The sequence below is a fragment of the Peribacillus sp. FSL K6-5616 genome (assembly GCF_038008245.1).
Taxonomy (GTDB): Bacteria; Bacillota; Bacilli; order Bacillales; family DSM-1321; genus Peribacillus; species Peribacillus frigoritolerans.
Genome location: NZ_JBBOYT010000001.1, coordinates 3,175,222 through 3,192,854, shown reverse-complemented (window position 1 = coordinate 3,192,854; position 17,633 = coordinate 3,175,222). Strand labels below are relative to the sequence as shown.

Annotated in this window: 16 protein-coding genes; 15 read left to right on the top strand and 1 reads right to left on the bottom strand. The window is 45.1% G+C overall.

The window, feature by feature from the left end; all coding sequences use genetic code 11:
• Positions 1–52: 52 nt before the first annotated feature.
• Positions 53–1,324: a replication-associated recombination protein A gene (locus MHB45_RS15335; protein ID WP_340907959.1), complete on the bottom strand. Its 1,272-nt coding sequence runs from the start codon at positions 1,322–1,324 to the stop codon at positions 53–55.
• A 317-nt stretch (positions 1,325–1,641) separates the two neighbouring features.
• On the opposite strand from MHB45_RS15335, the gene cymR reads away from it, so the two are divergent.
• From cymR to mltG, 15 genes are all read left to right on the top strand, one after another.
• A complete protein-coding gene (gene cymR / locus MHB45_RS15330) occupies positions 1,642–2,061 on the top strand; it encodes a cysteine metabolism transcriptional regulator CymR (protein ID WP_034308657.1) in 420 nt (139 codons plus the stop codon).
• A gap of 60 nt (positions 2,062–2,121) precedes the next feature.
• Positions 2,122–3,267, top strand: a complete 1,146-nt coding sequence (locus MHB45_RS15325) for a cysteine desulfurase family protein (protein WP_340907958.1) — start codon at positions 2,122–2,124, stop codon at positions 3,265–3,267.
• 29 nt (positions 3,268–3,296) lie between these two features.
• Entirely contained in the window at positions 3,297–4,412 is a 1,116-nt protein-coding gene (gene mnmA / locus MHB45_RS15320; protein ID WP_340907956.1) for a tRNA 2-thiouridine(34) synthase MnmA, read from the top strand.
• A 121-nt stretch (positions 4,413–4,533) separates the two neighbouring features.
• Positions 4,534–5,199, top strand: a complete 666-nt coding sequence (locus tag MHB45_RS15315; RefSeq protein WP_048681430.1) for a tetratricopeptide repeat protein — start codon at positions 4,534–4,536, stop codon at positions 5,197–5,199.
• 36 nt (positions 5,200–5,235) lie between these two features.
• Entirely contained in the window at positions 5,236–7,641 is a 2,406-nt protein-coding gene (gene recD2 / locus MHB45_RS15310; protein WP_340907955.1) for an SF1B family DNA helicase RecD2, read from the top strand.
• An 81-nt stretch (positions 7,642–7,722) separates the two neighbouring features.
• Entirely contained in the window at positions 7,723–8,292 is a 570-nt protein-coding gene (locus MHB45_RS15305) for a LemA family protein (RefSeq protein ID WP_372464783.1), read from the top strand.
• Entirely contained in the window at positions 8,292–9,065 is a 774-nt protein-coding gene (locus MHB45_RS15300) for a TPM domain-containing protein (protein ID WP_202187075.1), read from the top strand. Before MHB45_RS15305 ends, MHB45_RS15300 begins: the two co-directional genes overlap by 1 nt.
• Positions 9,066–9,204: 139 nt before the next feature.
• On the top strand, positions 9,205–9,663 hold the full coding sequence (locus MHB45_RS15295) for a PRC-barrel domain-containing protein (protein ID WP_202187076.1): 459 nt from the start codon (positions 9,205–9,207) through the stop codon (positions 9,661–9,663).
• Positions 9,653–9,868 carry a hypothetical protein gene (locus MHB45_RS15290; protein ID WP_034311361.1) on the top strand — a complete coding sequence of 72 codons (216 nt, stop codon included), beginning with the start codon at positions 9,653–9,655 and terminating at the stop codon, positions 9,866–9,868. Before MHB45_RS15295 ends, MHB45_RS15290 begins: the two co-directional genes overlap by 11 nt.
• A 226-nt stretch (positions 9,869–10,094) precedes the next feature.
• Positions 10,095–11,171 carry an AI-2E family transporter gene (locus MHB45_RS15285; protein WP_095389837.1) on the top strand — a complete coding sequence of 359 codons (1,077 nt, stop codon included), beginning with the start codon at positions 10,095–10,097 and terminating at the stop codon, positions 11,169–11,171.
• Positions 11,172–11,479: 308 nt separating this feature from the next.
• The gene (gene alaS / locus MHB45_RS15280; RefSeq protein WP_323066134.1) at positions 11,480–14,116 is read left to right on the top strand and encodes an alanine--tRNA ligase; all 2,637 of its coding nucleotides are present in this window, start codon (positions 11,480–11,482) and stop codon (positions 14,114–14,116) included.
• 65 nt (positions 14,117–14,181) lie between these two features.
• Entirely contained in the window at positions 14,182–14,451 is a 270-nt protein-coding gene (locus MHB45_RS15275) for an IreB family regulatory phosphoprotein (RefSeq protein WP_034311358.1), read from the top strand.
• A complete protein-coding gene (gene ruvX / locus MHB45_RS15270) occupies positions 14,451–14,876 on the top strand; it encodes a Holliday junction resolvase RuvX (RefSeq protein ID WP_034308633.1) in 426 nt (141 codons plus the stop codon). Before MHB45_RS15275 ends, ruvX begins: the two co-directional genes overlap by 1 nt.
• Before the next feature lie 11 nt (positions 14,877–14,887).
• Positions 14,888–15,178: a DUF1292 domain-containing protein gene (locus MHB45_RS15265; protein WP_034308630.1), complete on the top strand. Its 291-nt coding sequence runs from the start codon at positions 14,888–14,890 to the stop codon at positions 15,176–15,178.
• Between the two features lie 1,260 nt (positions 15,179–16,438).
• The gene (gene mltG, locus MHB45_RS15260; RefSeq protein WP_370021597.1) at positions 16,439–17,575 is read left to right on the top strand and encodes an endolytic transglycosylase MltG; all 1,137 of its coding nucleotides are present in this window, start codon (positions 16,439–16,441) and stop codon (positions 17,573–17,575) included.
• Positions 17,576–17,633 lie beyond the last annotated feature (58 nt).

The window sequence follows — 17,633 nt, the reverse complement described above, 5'->3', positions numbered from 1 at the left end:
AAAGCATGTTGCAAGTTCAATAAAAAAACTCCGGATTTGAAGTGATCCGGAGTTATTTCTTTTTCTCGATATTTTCATAGACCGAGGCAAGGGCTTGTTCAAATTTCCCGCTCTTTTTCGGTTTGTAATATTTTTTGCTGCGCAGTTTGTCCGGTAAGTATTGCTGCTTCACCCAGCCATTCTCGTAGTCATGCGGATAAAGGTAGTCGATGCCGCGGCCGAGTTCGCTGGCCCCTTTGTAATGGGCATCCTTAAGATGATCTGGTACATCGCCGCTATGGCCGCTCCGAATGTCTGATAGGGCTGCATCGATTGCGACAATGGCCGTGTTCGATTTAGGTGATAGGCATAATTCGATCACTGAGTTGGCAAGTGGGATCCGAGCTTCAGGGAAACCGAGTCGTTCAGCGGCTTCGACGGCAGCGAGGGCCCTGGGGCCAGCCTGGGGATTGGCCAGAGCTATGTCTTCGTAAGCGATGACTACCAAGCGGCGGGCGATGCTTACAAGGTCGCCGGCTTCGACTAAGCGACCCAAATAATGAAGGGCTGCATTCACATCACTGCCGCGAATGGATTTTTGGAAAGCCGACAGAACATCATAATGGGCATCTCCATCCTTGTCATGCGAGAAGCTTTTTTTCTGCATGCATTCCTCGGCAATTTGCAGATCTATATGAATGGATCCGGACTCATCGGGTTCTGTGGAAATGACGGCGAGCTCAAGTGCGTTAAGGGCACTGCGGACATCCCCGTTCGAAGCAGTCGCGAAATGGGTAAGGGCATCATAGCTGACCTCGGTTTTATACGCACCAAGTCCCCGCTCTTCATCATGAAGTGCCCGTTCCAGCGCTTTGGTTATATCATCGGTTACCAATGATTTGAGTTCGAAAATCTGGCACCGGCTTCTGATGGCCGGGTTGATGGCATGATAGGGATTGCTGGTCGTTGCACCGATCAGGGTGATCATCCCGTTTTCAAGATAAGGCAATAGGAAATCCTGCTTCGCCTTATCGAGTCGATGAACCTCATCAAGCAGCAGAATCACTTTACCGGACATTTTAGCTTCGGCTGCCACGATTTCCATATCCTTTTTATTATTGGTCACTGCGTTCAGCGTCCGGAACGCAAACTTCGTGCTTCCGGCAATCGCACTTGCTATAGATGTCTTGCCAATTCCCGGGGGACCATACAGGATCATGGAAGAAAGCTGCTTGGCTTTCACCATCCTTGCGATAATTTTTCCTTCACCGACCAGATGCTCCTGCCCGATGATCTCATCAATCGATCGAGGCCGCATCCGGAAAGCAAGCGGTTTAATATTCATTGCGCACCTCTCCTTTTTATATAAGGTATCACAACTGATGGGGGAAATGCGCTGATTATGCTATAAAAAGAGGGTGATTTCCTATTATGGCAGTCTCTTTGGGAATTTAATGTGTGCTGTAGGGTTATCAATCGAGCTAGCCTCACGAGCGAATAATTCGATCATGCCCCTCGAACGGTTTTCTTTATTTTCACTTTTCCTACCTCTCCAATTAGGATAATTTGACAAAGGAAGGGCGGGTGAATGCATTTCCGGCGGGAATATGCTATAATTTCAAAAGAATTTAGAAACGGATAAATAATTTGAGGTGTATATGTATGAAGATATCTACTAAAGGCCGTTATGGTTTGACGATCATGATCGAGCTTGCTAAACATTATGGAGAAGGCCCGAAGAGTTTGAAGTCGATTGCCCAGACGCATAATCTGTCGGAGCATTATTTGGAGCAGTTGATTGCGCCGCTTCGTAATGCGGGGTTGGTGAAGAGTGTCCGCGGTGCTTATGGCGGGTATGTCCTGTCTAAAGATCCTCAGGAGATTACTTCGGGTGATGTCATTCGTGTATTGGAAGGGCCGATTACGCCTGTTGAGGGAATCGAGGATGAAGAGCCGGTGAAGCGTCAGCTTTGGATCAGGATTCGCGATGCCGTGAAGGATGTATTGGATAATACGACGCTTATGGATTTGGCGAGCTACAAGGATACGGGTGAAATCGATTCTTATATGTACTATATTTAATTGATCAGCAATGCGCCTCTTATGTAGGCGCTTGCGTTTTTTAATGGAGGCGACAAAAAAGTGGACAGAATATATTTAGATCATGCTGCGACTTCACCGATGCATCCGAATGTGATCGATACGATGATGAGGGTCATGAGCAATGATTTCGGAAATCCGTCGAGCATTCATGCTTTCGGACGGGAGGCGCGGCATGTTTTGGATGAGGCGCGTTCGAGTATTGCAGCGAGCATCGGTGCCGGGCGGAATGAAATCATTTTCACGAGCGGCGGAACCGAGGCTGATAATACGGCGATCATTGGTGTTGCGAATGCTTATAAAGAACAAGGGAAGCACATCATTACGACGGAGATTGAGCATCATGCGGTCTTGCATACTTGCCAATACCTAGAGAAGTCTGGCTTTGAGGTCACATATTTACCTGTGAATGAAGCGGGGCTTATTTCAATTGCCGATTTAAAGGCGGCATTGAGGGATGACACGATTTTGGTTTCGGTCATGTTCGGCAATAATGAGGTGGGTACGATCCAGCCGATTGCTGAAATAGGGCAGGTGCTCAAGGGTCATCCAGCCATTTTCCATACGGATGCGGTTCAGGCATATGGTTTGATCTCAATCGACGTTCATGAGTTGGGTGTGGATTTGCTGAGTGTATCCGCGCATAAAATCAACGGTCCCAAGGGAATCGGCTTTCTTTATATTCGTGAAGGATTGAAGCTGAATCCGCATTTATATGGCGGGGAACAAGAACGCAAGCGCCGTGCTGGTACGGAGAGTGTGCCGGCAATTGCCGGTTTTTCAGAAGCTGTTTTAATTGCACAGAGCACGATGGAAAAGAAAAAGGAGCAATACAAGCGATTCAAAGACGTATTGCTTGCCGTCTTTGATGAGGCGGATGTACAATATGAAATTAACGGATCCATGGAACAGTCGCTGCCGCATTTGCTGAATGTCAGTTTTCCGGGTACGAATGTGGAATCGATGCTCGTAAATATGGACTTGGCAGGTGTTGCTGTATCGAGCGGGTCCGCTTGTACTGCCGGGTCAATCGATCCGTCGCATGTGCTTGTGGCGATGTTCGGGAAAGATTCGGAGCGGACGAAGAATTCGATTCGTTTCAGCTTCGGTTTGAACAACACGGAAGAGGAAGTAAGGCAGGCGGCTGAAACCACCGTTAAAATCGTTAATAGATTAGTGAGAAGATAATTCTTACTTTAAATAAATGAGGTGACAGAATGAGAAAAGCACCACAGGACACCCGCGTCGTCGTGGGTATGTCAGGAGGCGTGGATTCTTCTGTGTCAGCCCTGCTATTGAAGAATCAAGGCTATGATGTGGTCGGGATTTTCATGAAGAACTGGGATGATACAGATGAAAACGGAGTCTGTACGGCAACGGAAGATTACAATGATGTAATTGCCGTTTGTAATCAAATCGGCATCCCTTATTATGCGGTCAATTTTGAAAAGCAGTATTGGGATAAAGTTTTCACTTATTTCCTGGATGAGTATAAAGCGGGCCGTACCCCGAATCCGGATGTAATGTGCAATAAGGAAATCAAGTTCAAGGCTTTTCTTGAACATGCGGTAAGCCTTGGTGCCGACTATGTGGCTACAGGTCATTACGCACAGGTTGAATACCGGGATGGCGAATACAAAATGCTGCGCGGTGTCGATAATAATAAAGATCAAACGTACTTCTTGAACCAGCTTACTCAAGAACAGTTGGAAAAAGTCATGTTTCCGCTTGGACATATTGATAAGAAGGAAGTCCGTGAAATTGCGAAAGAAGCGGGTCTTGCCACGGCAACGAAAAAAGATTCTACAGGGATCTGTTTTATCGGTGAACGCAATTTCAAAGAGTTTTTAAGCAATTACCTCCCAGCTCAGCCCGGTGATATGGTCACGATGGATGGCAAGGTTATGGGCAAGCATGACGGTTTGATGTATTACACGATCGGTCAGCGTCACGGTCTGGGAATTGGCGGCAGCGGCGATCCTTGGTTTGTTGCGGGAAAAGACTTGAAGCGCAATGTACTGTATGTGTGTCAAGGCTTTGATAATGATGTGCTGTATTCCAATTCCCTTCGTGCAGTGAATGTCAGCTGGGTAGCGGAACATGCGCCTGCCGATGAATTTACATGCACGGCAAAGTTCAGGTACCGTCAAGACGATAGCGGTGTTAAGGTGAAGGTCTTGGACGATGGTGATGTCGAAGTCATCTTTGACGAGCCAGTCCGTGCGATCACACCTGGACAAGCAGTCGTCTTCTATGATGGTGAAGTGTGCCTTGGCGGCGGTACGATTGATGAAGTATTTAAAAAAGGTGAAAAACTGACTTACGTAGGGTAAAATAATCATGTCCCCAGCTGTGTTTGCGGTTGGGGACTTCTTTTGGATTGCGGGTGACCGCCTGAATTCGACCACTGGCTTATGCTATACTTTTTAATATAAAAATGGAGTGTGAATGGATATGGATAAGAATCAACAAGGTATTGAATTTATGCAGCAAGGGAAATACGAAGAAGCGGCGAAAGTTTTTAATGAGGCGATCGAGGAAAATCCGAATGAGCCTGTTGCTTACATAAACTTTGGGAATGTATTGACTGCCGTGGGTGAAACGGATAAAGCGGTCAAGTTTTACAAAAAGGCGATCGAGCTGGATGAAAATGCAGCAGCGGCGTACTATTCATTAGGAAACTTATATTATGAATCCGATTCTAAACTGGTCGAAGCGAAGGATATGTTTGAAAAGGCCATCCGTCTGGGACTGGATAACAGCGATGCTTACTTCATGCTTGGATTGACATTGATGGCATTGGATCAACCGAAATTGGCGATGCCTTATCTGCAGAGAACGGTGGAGCTGAGCCCTGAGGATGTTGATGCGAGATTCCAATATGCGTTATGTCTTGCTAATGCGGAATTGTATGATGAATTGATCAATCAACTGAATTTAGTTGTGGAACAGGATCCGGGCCATGCGGATGCTTATTATAATTTAGGCGTTGCGTTTGCAGGGTATCGTGAGGATGCGAAAGCCGCGATGGTTTATTTTGATAAGGCTTTGGAAGCACAGCCTGACCATATGCTTGCTGCGCACGGTAAGAAACTGTTGGAAGAGATGAATGCTGAGTAAATAAAAAGCATATGCATGGAAAGGTGGGGAGAAGCGTTGAGCCAGCAAGATTCGTTGGATTTGTTTTCAGAAGAGAAAAAGTTCATGAAAGGCAGTCATTTAGTGACGATCTTTCATAATGAAGAAAATATGTACTCGGTTGTTAGAATTCGTGTGCATGAAACGAATCTGAATTATGAAGAGAAGGAAGCGGTCGTAACAGGTTATTTTCCAAGGATGCATGAGGATGAAATCTATATTTTTTATGGGGCCATGAAGGAACATCCGCGTTTTGGCCTTCAATTCCATGTAGAGCATTTTCGCAAGGATTTGCCTCAATCCAAGGAAGGCATCGTCAGTTATTTATCAGGTGACCTTTTCAAGGGCATTGGGAAAAAAACAGCTGAAAGCATTGTTGAGACACTGGGTGAAAAGGCCATTTCAAAAATTCTGGCTCAGCCTTCGCTGCTTGATGATATCCCGAAGCTATCAGGGGAAAAGGCAAAGGGCCTCTATGATACATTAGTCGAACATCAAGGTCTGGAGCAGGTGATGATCGCCCTGAATCAATATGGCTTCGGTCCGCAGCTGTCGATGAAAATTTATCAAATGTATAAGCAGGATACAATCACGATGATTCAGGGAAATCCGTATAAGCTCGTCGAGGATATTGAAGGGATTGGGTTTGGACGGGCGGATGAGCTTGGGCATCAGCTGGGCATTTCCGGCAGCCACCCCGACCGAATCAAGGCTGCGTGCTTGTATACACTTGAATCCCAATGCCTCCAGGACGGAAATATCTACATAGAAGCCGAGCAGCTATTGGAAGCGGTCAAACGGCTGCTGGAGGAAAATAAACGGGATCGCATTGAGTTCACCAACATTTCCTCGGAAATAATCGAATTGACGCAAGAGGGGAAAATAGTTGTCGAGGATCAACGAATTTATCCGCCTTCGCTTTTCTATTCGGAAAAGGGAATCGTGATGAACATCAAGCGGCTGCTTGCTCAAACCGAGTATGAGGACCAGTTCCCCGAATCTGAGTTCTTGCTGGCACTTGGTGAGCTGGAAGAGCGGCTGGATGTTTCCTATGCCCCGGCTCAAAAGGAAGCGATCCAGACAGCCCTGCAATCACCGATGTTAATCTTGACGGGGGGACCGGGTACCGGTAAGACGACAGTCATCAAAGGCATCGTTGAGCTATATGCAGAGCTGCATGGTGTATCCATGGACATTAACGATTATAAAAAAGAAGGAAGCGATCCCTTTCCATTCGTACTTGCGGCTCCTACCGGGCGTGCGGCGAAACGGATGGCTGAATCGACCGGGCTCCCCGCAGTCACGATCCACCGTTTGCTGGGGTGGAACGGGAGTGAAGGCTTTTCCCATGATGAGGATAATCAGCTGGATGGCCGTATCGTGATCATCGATGAGGTTTCGATGGTGGATACGTGGCTGGCCCATCAATTGTTTAAAGCTCTGCCGGAAAATGTCCAAGTGATATTGGTTGGTGATGAAGATCAGCTTCCATCTGTTGGACCTGGGCAGGTTTTAAAGGATTTGCTTGCATCGAATTGTGTACCGACTGTCAGTCTCGAACATATATATCGTCAAGCTGATGGGTCATCGATCATTGAATTGGCCCATGAAATCAAAAAAGGAAGGCTTCCGGATGATGTCACGAAACAGCAGGAAGATCGATCGTTCATTCGCTGCCAAACCAATCAAATCCCCCAAGTAATCGAGAAAGTGGTTGCCAATGCCAGGACGAAAGGCTTCACGGCCAAAGATATACAGGTGCTGGCTCCCATGTATAGAGGGCCTGCCGGAATTGATGCACTGAATAAAATGCTTCAGGAAGTGTTCAATAGCAATGCGAATGAAAAGCGGCGGGAAATAAAATTCGGAGATGTGATATATAGAACCGGAGATAAGGTGCTTCAACTGGTGAACCAGCCAGAGGAGGGTGTCTTTAATGGCGATATGGGGGAAATCGTGTCCATATTGTTCGCTAAAGAAAATACCGATTCTGTCGATAAAGTGATCATATCGTTCGAAGGCATCGAAGTGACTTACACGAAACAGGATTTGAACCAGATTACACATGCCTATTGCTGCTCCATCCATAAATCGCAGGGAAGCGAATTCCCCATCGTCATTTTACCTGTAGTGAAAAGTTATTACCGGATGCTCCGCCGTAATTTATTGTATACGGCGATTACCCGCAGTAAAAATTTCTTGATCCTATGTGGTGAAGAAGATGCATTCCGTTTAGGGATCGAGCGTAATGATGAGATGAGCCGGAAAACGACTTTGCGTGAAAAGCTGCGGGAGATCTTGAGTGAAGAAGAAATGCCGGTTGAAAAGGGAGAGGTGCATCAAGAGGCAAGTTATCTTGATATTCTTATGCATGCTGACCCGATGATCGGGATGGAGAATGTCACGCCATATGATTTTATGTAGGTTCTTTTTGATAATTTTGTTTAAAATTCATGGTTTTGGTGGAACTAATAAGGATATAACTTATATGTGAGCAGGGGGGATTTGATGAAAAAAGGTTGGATAATCGGGATAGTCGTTGTCGTTCTACTGGTCATTTATGGCGCATCTTCGTACAACGGACTTGTTAGTGCCAGTGAAGACGTCGATAATAAATGGTCACAGGTGGATAACCAATTAAAACGAAGAGCGGATTTGATTCCGAATCTTGTTGAAACGGTGAAGGGTTATGCCTCGCATGAAACGGAAGCCATTAAAGCGGTGAGTGATGCACGCTCGAAGCTGGCAGGTGCCAATTCGACCGAAGATGCGATTGAAGCCGATCAAGAATTGAGCGGAGCCTTGAGCCGTCTCTTGGTTGTTGTCGAGAACTATCCGGACTTAAAGGCCAATGAGAACTTTAAGGGCCTCATGGATAGTTTGGAAGGAACGGAAAATCGGCTGACGGTAGCACGAAAAGACTATAATGATGAAGTTACCAACTATAATAAGATGATTAAACGCTTTCCGAAGAATATGATGGCAGGAGCGTTCGGGTTCGATGCAAAACCATATTTTGAAGTGACCGATCAAGAAAAAGAAACGCCAAAGGTTGATTTCGGGAGCGATAAATAATGAAAAAACTCGCTGTGTTTGCGCTATTCTTCATTCTTACGTTCAGTTTAGCAAACGTGGCCGCAGCACAACCTAACATTCCTGAACCAGTTGGGGATATATATGTTCAGGACTTCGCCGGAGTCCTGGATGATCAGGAAAAATCCGAACTCATCGAACTTGGGAAACGACTGGATGATGCCACAAAAGCACAAATTTCCGTTTTGACGGTTGATTCGATGGAAGGATCCGAGATCGAGGAGTACTCGGTCGAGGCATTGAGATCATTCAAGCTTGGTGATGCCGAGCTGAACAATGGAGTCCTTATCGTGCTGGCCATGGAAGAACAGAAAATCCGAATTGAAGTGGGGTACGGTTTGGAAGGGGCCATTACCGATATAAAATCCGGACAGATTTTGGATGATGTGGCTATCCCCGCGCTGAAAGAGGGTAAATATGATGTTGCCCTGACGGAGACCTATAAGGCTGTATATAACGACGTCACGAAAGAATACAACCTAGGTGACGAGTTTTATCAAGATCTCTCCGTTCAGCCCGAGTCAGAAACCTTTCAGCCATCAGGTTTACAGATTTTCCTCATTATCATCGTCGTCATCATCGTATTCATCCTCGATGCCAAGTTCTTTAAAGGGTTTTTCCTTCAAACGCTAATCAATATCCTTTTGATATTCATAAGTCGCGGAGGCGGCGGCGGCCGTGGAGGCGGCAGCGGCGGTCCACGGGGCGGCGGCGGAGGAAGTTCCGGTGGCGGAGGTGCCAGCAGGGGCTGGTGAAAGCAGGTGGATCTGACCGGGAAACCGGTCTTTTTTTTATGTATGGCCCCCTGTGTTGGACCAACAATGGAAAACCTTTCAGCACATCTATTTTCAGTAGTAAAGAGATAATAAAAATGTTCGGAAAGGCGGGATGACCTTGCGGACGTTTTCTTTATTGAAAGGAATGCCGGTTTTTACAATCAAAGGAGATAGAATCGGCACGGTCCACGATTTATCAATTTCTGAAATGGGACAGGTAACGGGGTTGGTCGTTCATCAGCAAGCATTGTTCAAAAGAGCTTTTCATTTAAAACTTGACGATATTTCTTCATTCGGTCCAGATGGGATCGTCATCAGCCAGCAAGATTCACCCCTTACGAAAGTGCCTGCGGATTCCATTTGCCTATCGAAGGACGAATTATTGGGACGCATGCTGCTTTCAGAAATGGGCGAAGAACTTGGTTTACTGCAGGATGTATATTTCAAGGAAAAAATGGGCACGATTATAGCGTATGAAACAACGGATGGGTTTTTCTCGGAGTCGACAGTGATAGAATCAAAACAGCCGCCTGCATTAGGGAAGGACACCATCATTGTTTCAGTTTATGAACAGTGAGGTGTCCATTTTGGAAATTAAATGTCCGAATTGCCGCAGTAAAGATGTTGGGAAGATTGGCGTAAATCAATATTATTGTTGGAATTGCTTTATTGAAATGACTCTGTCCGAAGGGCTCATCAATACGCACCAAGTCGAGGAAGATGGAAGTTTAAGCTCATTGGACGATTTGTTTGAGGAAAACGACCGCCGCTTCGGTATGTAAATAACGGAAGAGGTGTTTGCAATGGCTAGACGTTCACGCAATACTCTAATGAATATGGGTTCGGACTTGATGAACTCGAAGATGATCAAACGGAACATGAAGAAAATACGCAAAAGATTAAAGTCATTATTATAGCAGGAATGGGTGTCCTGATAATGAGGGCACTCTTTTTTATGTATGAAAACCTTCCGCCTTTCGAAGAATAAATGAGCGGGGGGTGTTTATTGTGAGTATTCGGCTAAAGTGGTTTTATCGCCTGGGTTTTTTATTGCTCTTATTTTTCGTCATCTATATTTTTATGAAACTTAAGCCCATGTGGGGACCTGCCGTTACTGTATGTGTGACGGTGCTGCTGCCCTTTTTGATCGGTGCGTTCATCAGTTACTTGCTGCACCCTGTAGTGGAATATTTGAATGAGAAAGGGATGCGTCGCTGGCTTTCGATCACGATCATCTATTTGTTGTTTTTCGGGGGGATCGGTTTTGCTGTTTATAAAGGGATTCCAGTGATCGTCAGCCAGGTTCGCGAGCTGTCGGAAAGCGTGCCGGAACTGGTTGAACAGTACCGGGGCAGGATTGATAAGCTCAATCATCAAACGGCGGCCTGGCCGTTCGGAATTCATGAAAGATTCGAAGAGGGTGTCACCCTTTTCGAAGGCTGGCTGAAGCGTATACCTGAAAAGGCGATGGAGTATGCAATGAAGATGATTGATTTCATCGTCCTGATTGCATTGATTCCATTCATTGCTTTTTATATCCTGAAAGATTTCACCGTTTTAAAAAAAATGGCATGGTATATGACCCCGAAAAAATGGCGCAATCAGGGACGGGCATTCGTTCGTGACGTCGATGCATCGCTTGGCGGCTATATCCGCGGACAAATCATCGTCTGTGTCGTGATCGGTTTGATTTCCTCGCTGCTCTTCTGGATAGCCGGAATGAAATATCCGCTTCTTTTGGGGGCGATAATCGGAATAACGAATGTCATTCCGTATTTCGGACCGATTATTGGGGCCATTCCTGCGGTGGTCATCGCCGCGACAATGTCAGTTAAAATGGTGTTGATCATCGCGGTCATCGTGCTTGTCCTTCAATTTCTTGAGGGAAATATCCTTTCGCCGCTAATAGTCGGTAAAAGCCTTCATATGCATCCGCTGTTCATCATGCTTGCATTATTGGCCGGAGGCGAAATAGGCGGTATCGTCGGCATGGTCCTTTCGATTCCCATCTTGGCTGTGTTGAAAGTTTTTGTACTTCATGCCCGCGTTCACTTTAGAAAGAAGCCGCCCCTTATTGACAAATAAAAGTCTTGTGAATATAATCCATAACATAAGATAATTCGTTGAAGGATGAAGTATGCTGAAGTCCATCTAAAGAGAGGGGTCCCCCAGGCTGAAAGGGACTGCCAGGTGAAGAGCAGCAGAAAGCTAGTCCTGAGAGCAGCTAATACCTGCCGTCACGCCGCGTTAAGGCTTTTATGAAGGTGATGGGCCTGGGATGAATTCCTGCGTCCATAATCAGGGTGGTACCGCGAGTCAACTCTCGTCCCTGTTTTTGGGATGGGGGTTTTTTGTGTGCTCAAAATTACATAATTTTTATAAGGAGGATATATATGAAGTATTTAACTGGTGCTCAAATCCGCCAAATGTATTTAGACTTTTTTAGTGAAAAAGGACATAACATCGAACCAAGTGCGTCATTGGTTCCTCATGAAGATCCATCATTGCTTTGGATCAATTCCGGGGTGGCGACGTTAAAGAAATATTTTGATGGACGGGTGATTCCTGAAAATCCAAGGATTACGAATGCTCAAAAGGCGATCCGAACAAACGATATTGAAAACGTGGGGAAAACGGCACGTCATCATACGTTTTTCGAAATGCTCGGAAACTTCTCCATTGGTGAATATTTCAAAGAAGAAGCCATCACATGGGCATGGGAATTTTTGACCGATGAAAAATGGATTGGGTTCGACAAAGATAAATTGGCTGTGACGATCCATCCTGAAGATGATGAAGCATTCGAACTTTGGAATAAAAAAATCGGTGTACCTGCTGAAAGGATCATTCGCCTGGAAGAAAACTTCTGGGATATCGGGGAAGGTCCAAGCGGTCCGAATACGGAGATTTTCTATGACCGCGGACCAGCATATGGCGATGATCCGAATGATCCGGAACTATATCCGGGTGGGGAAAATGAACGTCATCTGGAAGTATGGAATCTTGTATTTTCTCAATTCAACCATAATCCGGACGGTTCATATACACCGCTTCCAAAGAAAAATATCGATACAGGGATGGGCCTTGAACGTATGGCTTCCGTCGTTCAAGATGTGGCGACGAACTATGATACAGATTTATTCATGCCAATCATCCGCGCAGTCGAAGAGATATCCGATGTGAAATATGGTGTTGATACAGAAAAAGATGTGGCATTCAAAGTCATTGCCGACCATATTCGTACGGTAGCCTTTGCAGTAGGTGACGGGGCTCTTCCATCCAACGAAGGCCGCGGTTATGTATTGCGCCGTTTACTTCGCAGAGCGGTTCGATATGCTAAGCAAATCAACATCAACCGACCATTCATGTTCGAGCTTGTGACGGTCGTCGGTGAAATCATGAAAGACTTCTATCCTGAAGTCCTCAAGAATAAAGAGTTCATTGCAAAAGTAATCAAAAATGAAGAGGAACGCTTCCATGAAACCCTGAATGATGGACTATCCATCCTTTCTGAGGTCATTAAAAAGGAAAAGGAAAAAGGCAATACGACCATTCCAGGCAGCGATGCATTCCGTTTATATGACACATATGGCTTCCCGATTGAGTTAACTGAAGAATATGCAGAAGAAGAAGGCATGACCGTCGATCAAGCTGGATTTGAAAAAGAGATGGATGCTCAGCGTGAACGTGCCCGTTCAGCGCGTCAAGATGTTGATTCCATGCAAATCCAAGGCGGGGTATTGGGCGATATTAAAGTTGAAAGTGAATTTGTCGGGTATGATCAAGTTGCTGTCGAAGCCAAAGTTGCTGCCATCATACAAAATGGCGAGCTTGTAACGGAGGCACAAGAAGGAAAAGAAGTTCAAGTGATTCTGGACAAGACTCCTTTCTACGCGGAAAGCGGCGGACAAATAGCCGATATAGGAACGATGGCAAGTGAATCGGTGAAGGTCGATGTCCTTGATGTCCAAAAAGCTCCTAATGGCCAAAATCTGCACCGTGTAACAGTTACTGCGGGAACATTAACAGCAGATTCCCATATCGTTGCTGCGGTAAATCAAGAAAATCGCATCCATATCACGAAAAACCATACAGCGACGCACCTTCTGCATCAGGCGTTGAAAGATGTGCTTGGTACACATGTCAACCAAGCGGGTTCACTCGTACAGGCTGAGCGCCTTCGCTTCGATTTCTCTCATTTTGGCCAGATAACGGCGGAAGAGATTGAACAAATCGAAACGATTGTAAATGAAAAGATTTGGCAAAGCTTACAAGTGAATACGGACTATAAAAACATCGAAGAAGCCAAGGCTATGGGCGCAATGGCCTTGTTCGGCGAAAAATACGGCAAGATTGTACGTGTCGTTCAAATAGGCGATTACAGCTTGGAACTTTGCGGCGGTGTCCACGTTCCGAATACAGCGGTGATCGGCTTATTCAAAATCGTTTCCGAAAGCGGCATCGGTGCAGGGACTCGCCGTATAGAAGCGGTAACGGGTGCCGGGGCGTACAAATTGATGACCGATCAAATCGGTGTCCTGAAAGATGCGGCTGCTAAATTGAAAACGAACTTGAAAGACGTACCTTCAAGAATTGAAACGGTACTGGCTGAAGTGAAGGATCTTCATCGTGAGAATGAAAGCCTTACTGCAAAATTAAGTAATATTGAAGCAAGCAGCCTTGTTTCTAACGTAAAAGACGTAAATGGTGTTCAAGTATTGGTGGCGAAGGTTCAAGCTACCGACATGAATAATCTGCGTGCCATGGCGGATGATTTGAAACAAAAGCTCGATTCTGTCATTATCGTATTAGGTTCTGCCCAAGGCGATAAAGTCAATTTGATTGCCGGGGTGACCAAGGATTACATCGACCGCGGTTTCCATGCCGGTAAATTGGTCAAAGAAGTTGCTTCCCGTTGCGGCGGCGGCGGTGGCGGACGTCCAGATATGGCCCAAGCCGGCGGAAAAGACCCTGAAAAATTGGACGCAGCACTTAATTTTGTTGAAGAATGGGTCTTATCGATTTCATAATCAATGGAAAGTGTTGTACAATGTAGGTAATAGTGGATTTGGACGCTGAGGAGAGGTGCATGTTAATGAGTTCCTTTGATAAAACGATGAAATTTAATTTTCCCGAAGAACCATTCGAAAGAGATGTACAAGAAGTATTGTCTCAAGTGTATGTTGCACTTCAGGAAAAAGGTTATAACCCGATAAACCAGATTGTCGGTTATCTATTATCTGGTGACCCGGCCTACATCCCGCGCCATATGGATGCTCGAAACATTATTCGTAAGCTTGAACGCGATGAAATCATCGAAGAATTGGTTAAATCGTATCTTAAGAACCATCGAGAGGAATACTAATGCGCACAATGGGACTTGATTTAGGTTCAAAAACCATCGGCGTTGCCTTGAGCGACGCGATGGGTTGGACTGCACAAGGATTGGAAACGATCAAAATTAACGAAGCTGGAAATGACTTCGGCTTTAAACGCCTCAATGAAATAATAAAAGAGCATGATGTTTCTAAAATTGTCCTCGGTTTACCTAAAAACATGAATGGGACTGTTGGACCGCGAGGCGAGATCAGCCAAGATTTCGCTAAACGATTAGAAAACAAATTCAAGCTGCCGGTGTTTCTCTGGGATGAACGGTTGACAACTATGGCGGCTGAACGTGTCCTTCTTGAGGCGGACGTGAGCCGAAGCAAACGCAAGAAAGTCATTGATAAAATGGCAGCTGTCATGATTCTGCAAGGATTCTTGGACAGACAAACAAATTCAATATGAGGTGAATACAAATGGAACACGGCGAAAACAACATTACAGTAGTAGATGAAAACGGAAACGAGCAGCTTTGCGAAATCCTTTTCACATTCGACTCAGATAAATTCAACAAATCTTATGTACTTTACTATCCGATGTCTGCAGAAGATGAAGAGGAAGAAATTGAAATCCACGCTTCATCATTCGTACCGAGCGAAGATAATAAAGATGGTGAACTTACACCGATCGAAACAGAAGAAGAGTGGGATCTTGTCGAAGAAATGTTAAATACATTCCTTGACCAAGAAGAAGCTGAAGAAGAATAAAAGAAAAAAACCGGCCCCTAGAGGTCGGTTTTTTTTTTGAAAAGAGACTCAATCTAAAATTTAATAACAAAATTGATTGGAGCGGGTGTGCGAGACTCCTGCGGGAAAAGCGTGTCTAAGGAGACCCCGCAGGCGGAAGCCGGGGAGGCTCCCGAGACCGCCCGCGGAAAGCGAGTGCTTGGAGTGGAAATCAAGTCCACAACCAAATAATATTTCATGGTTCGGGTTTTGACCGTCATTCCGAGCCGCTTTTTTAGACAAAAGGGTTTCAATCTGAATTTTTTATAAAAATTTTATTGGAACGGAAGGTGCGAGACTCCTGCGGGAAAAGCGTGTCTAAGGAGACCCCGCAGGCGGAAGCCGAGGAGGCTCCCGAGACCGCCCGCGGAAAGCGAGTACCTGGAGTGGAAATCAACGTTCAAATTGTACAAACCCATTAAAAACTGTGGACATGAAGGTCGTTTTTTTCATTTATGTACCAGTAACCCCTTATCTTTTCTTTGCTAATAAAAGCATAAAAGTAGCGAACGGGCCCAAAAATAATGATAGCAAGAACCAATTCAGCGCCGTTCTATTTTTCCCTTGAGCAAGTCCGGCGTTTATGAGTGCCAATGTCCCCCAACCTACAAAATAAGACTGATCCAACTCCTCCACACCTTTCCTTTTCCTTAAATCATTATGGCATTCCTATATGAATAATTCCCTAAAATGCCAATATGCAGGAAACATTTTAAGCTGAGTATAATTAAAACAAAGTTGATTGGAGTGGAAGGTACGAGACTCCTGCGGGAAAAGCGCGTCTAGGGGAGACCCCGCAGGCGTAAGCCGAGGAGGCTCCCGGACCGCCCGCGGAAAGCGAGTGCCTGGAACGGAAATCAACGTCTAAATTGTACAAGCTATAAAATTGACTGTAGGCAATCCGAACTCCTGCGGGAAAAGCGTGTCTAGGGGAGACCCCGCAGGTGTAGCCGAGGAGAGGCTCCCGGACCGCCTGCGGAAAGCGAGTGCCTGGAGCGGAAATCAATATACCCTCAAAAAAACTTTAGACAAAGATATCACTATTTTCCTATTAAATAAATACCTGTATGTTGACGAAAGTAGTGCATTTTTACCATAAATAGAGTATTGATGAATGTAGTTTTGCAAAAAACATGTAATTATTTGTTGATTTTAGTATAATGTTCGAAGCAAAGATTAATTAGAGAAAGCATCATCTAGAAACCATTCTGTAGTTGGTGTGAGTTTGCAGGGGGAATGAACATGGATGAAAAAGATAAAAATCTATCTAAAAAGGAACATATCCGAATGAAATTGTTAGAACAGCAAGGAGAAGCCAAGCTGGTTCGTAAAATCATCATGATTACGATCGCTTCGCTTATTTTACTAATTGGGATAGTTGGTCTTGTGGGCTTTTTATATATCAACTCAGCCATGAAACCAGTCGATCCGGATGATGACACCATCAAGAAAGTGAAAATCCCAATCGGTTCATCCGTTAACGGAATTTCAACACTGCTTGAAGAGCAGGGAATAATCAAGGACGCACGCGTATTCAAATATTATATTAAATTCCGCAATGAATCCGGTTTTCAGGCAGGGGAGTATAAATTATCACCTTCCATGCCGATTGAAGATATCGTCACAAGCATCAAAACCGGAAAACTCATGAAGGAAGCGGCAATGAAGATAACGATTCCTGAAGGAAAGCAGCTTATACAAATTGCCGATATCATAGCAGGGAAGACGGGTGAAGATCCGAAAAAGGTCTTTAAGAAATTGAATGATAAGAAGTTCGTTAATTCCATGCAAGAGCAATTTCCGCAGCTATTGACCTCGGAAATTGAAAATGAAAAGGTTTTATATCCGCTTGAAGGGTACCTTTTCCCGGCTACTTATGATTTTTATGAGGAAAAGCCGACCCTGGAATCGATCGTCATCGAGATGCTGAAGAAAACGGAAGAGACATTGCAGGCTTACGAAGGCCAAATGGATAAGAACGATTATTCCGTACACGAGATGCTGACCTTCGCTTCGCTTGTCGAAGAAGAGGCGACGGCACAAGTCGATCGCGGAAAGATAGCTTCCGTCTTTTACAATCGTATTGAGGAAGATATGCCGCTTCAAACGGATCCTACCGTCTTGTATGCGAAGGGTTCACATAAGAGCAGGGTATATTATAAAGACCTTGAGGTGAAATCCCCTTATAATACGTATAAGAACAAGGGGCTGCCGCCAGGGCCGATTGCAAATGCCGGAACGACATCGATCGATGCGGTGCTGAAACCTGAGAAAACGGATTACCTGTACTTTTTGGCAACACCTGAAGGGGAAGTCCTTTACTCCAAGACCTTGGATGACCACAATAATAAAAAGGCAGAGCATATTTCCAATAAATAAATAAAAAAATGCAAGGACACTGAGGGGGGAGAGATATTACTTTCCCCTTGTTTTTATG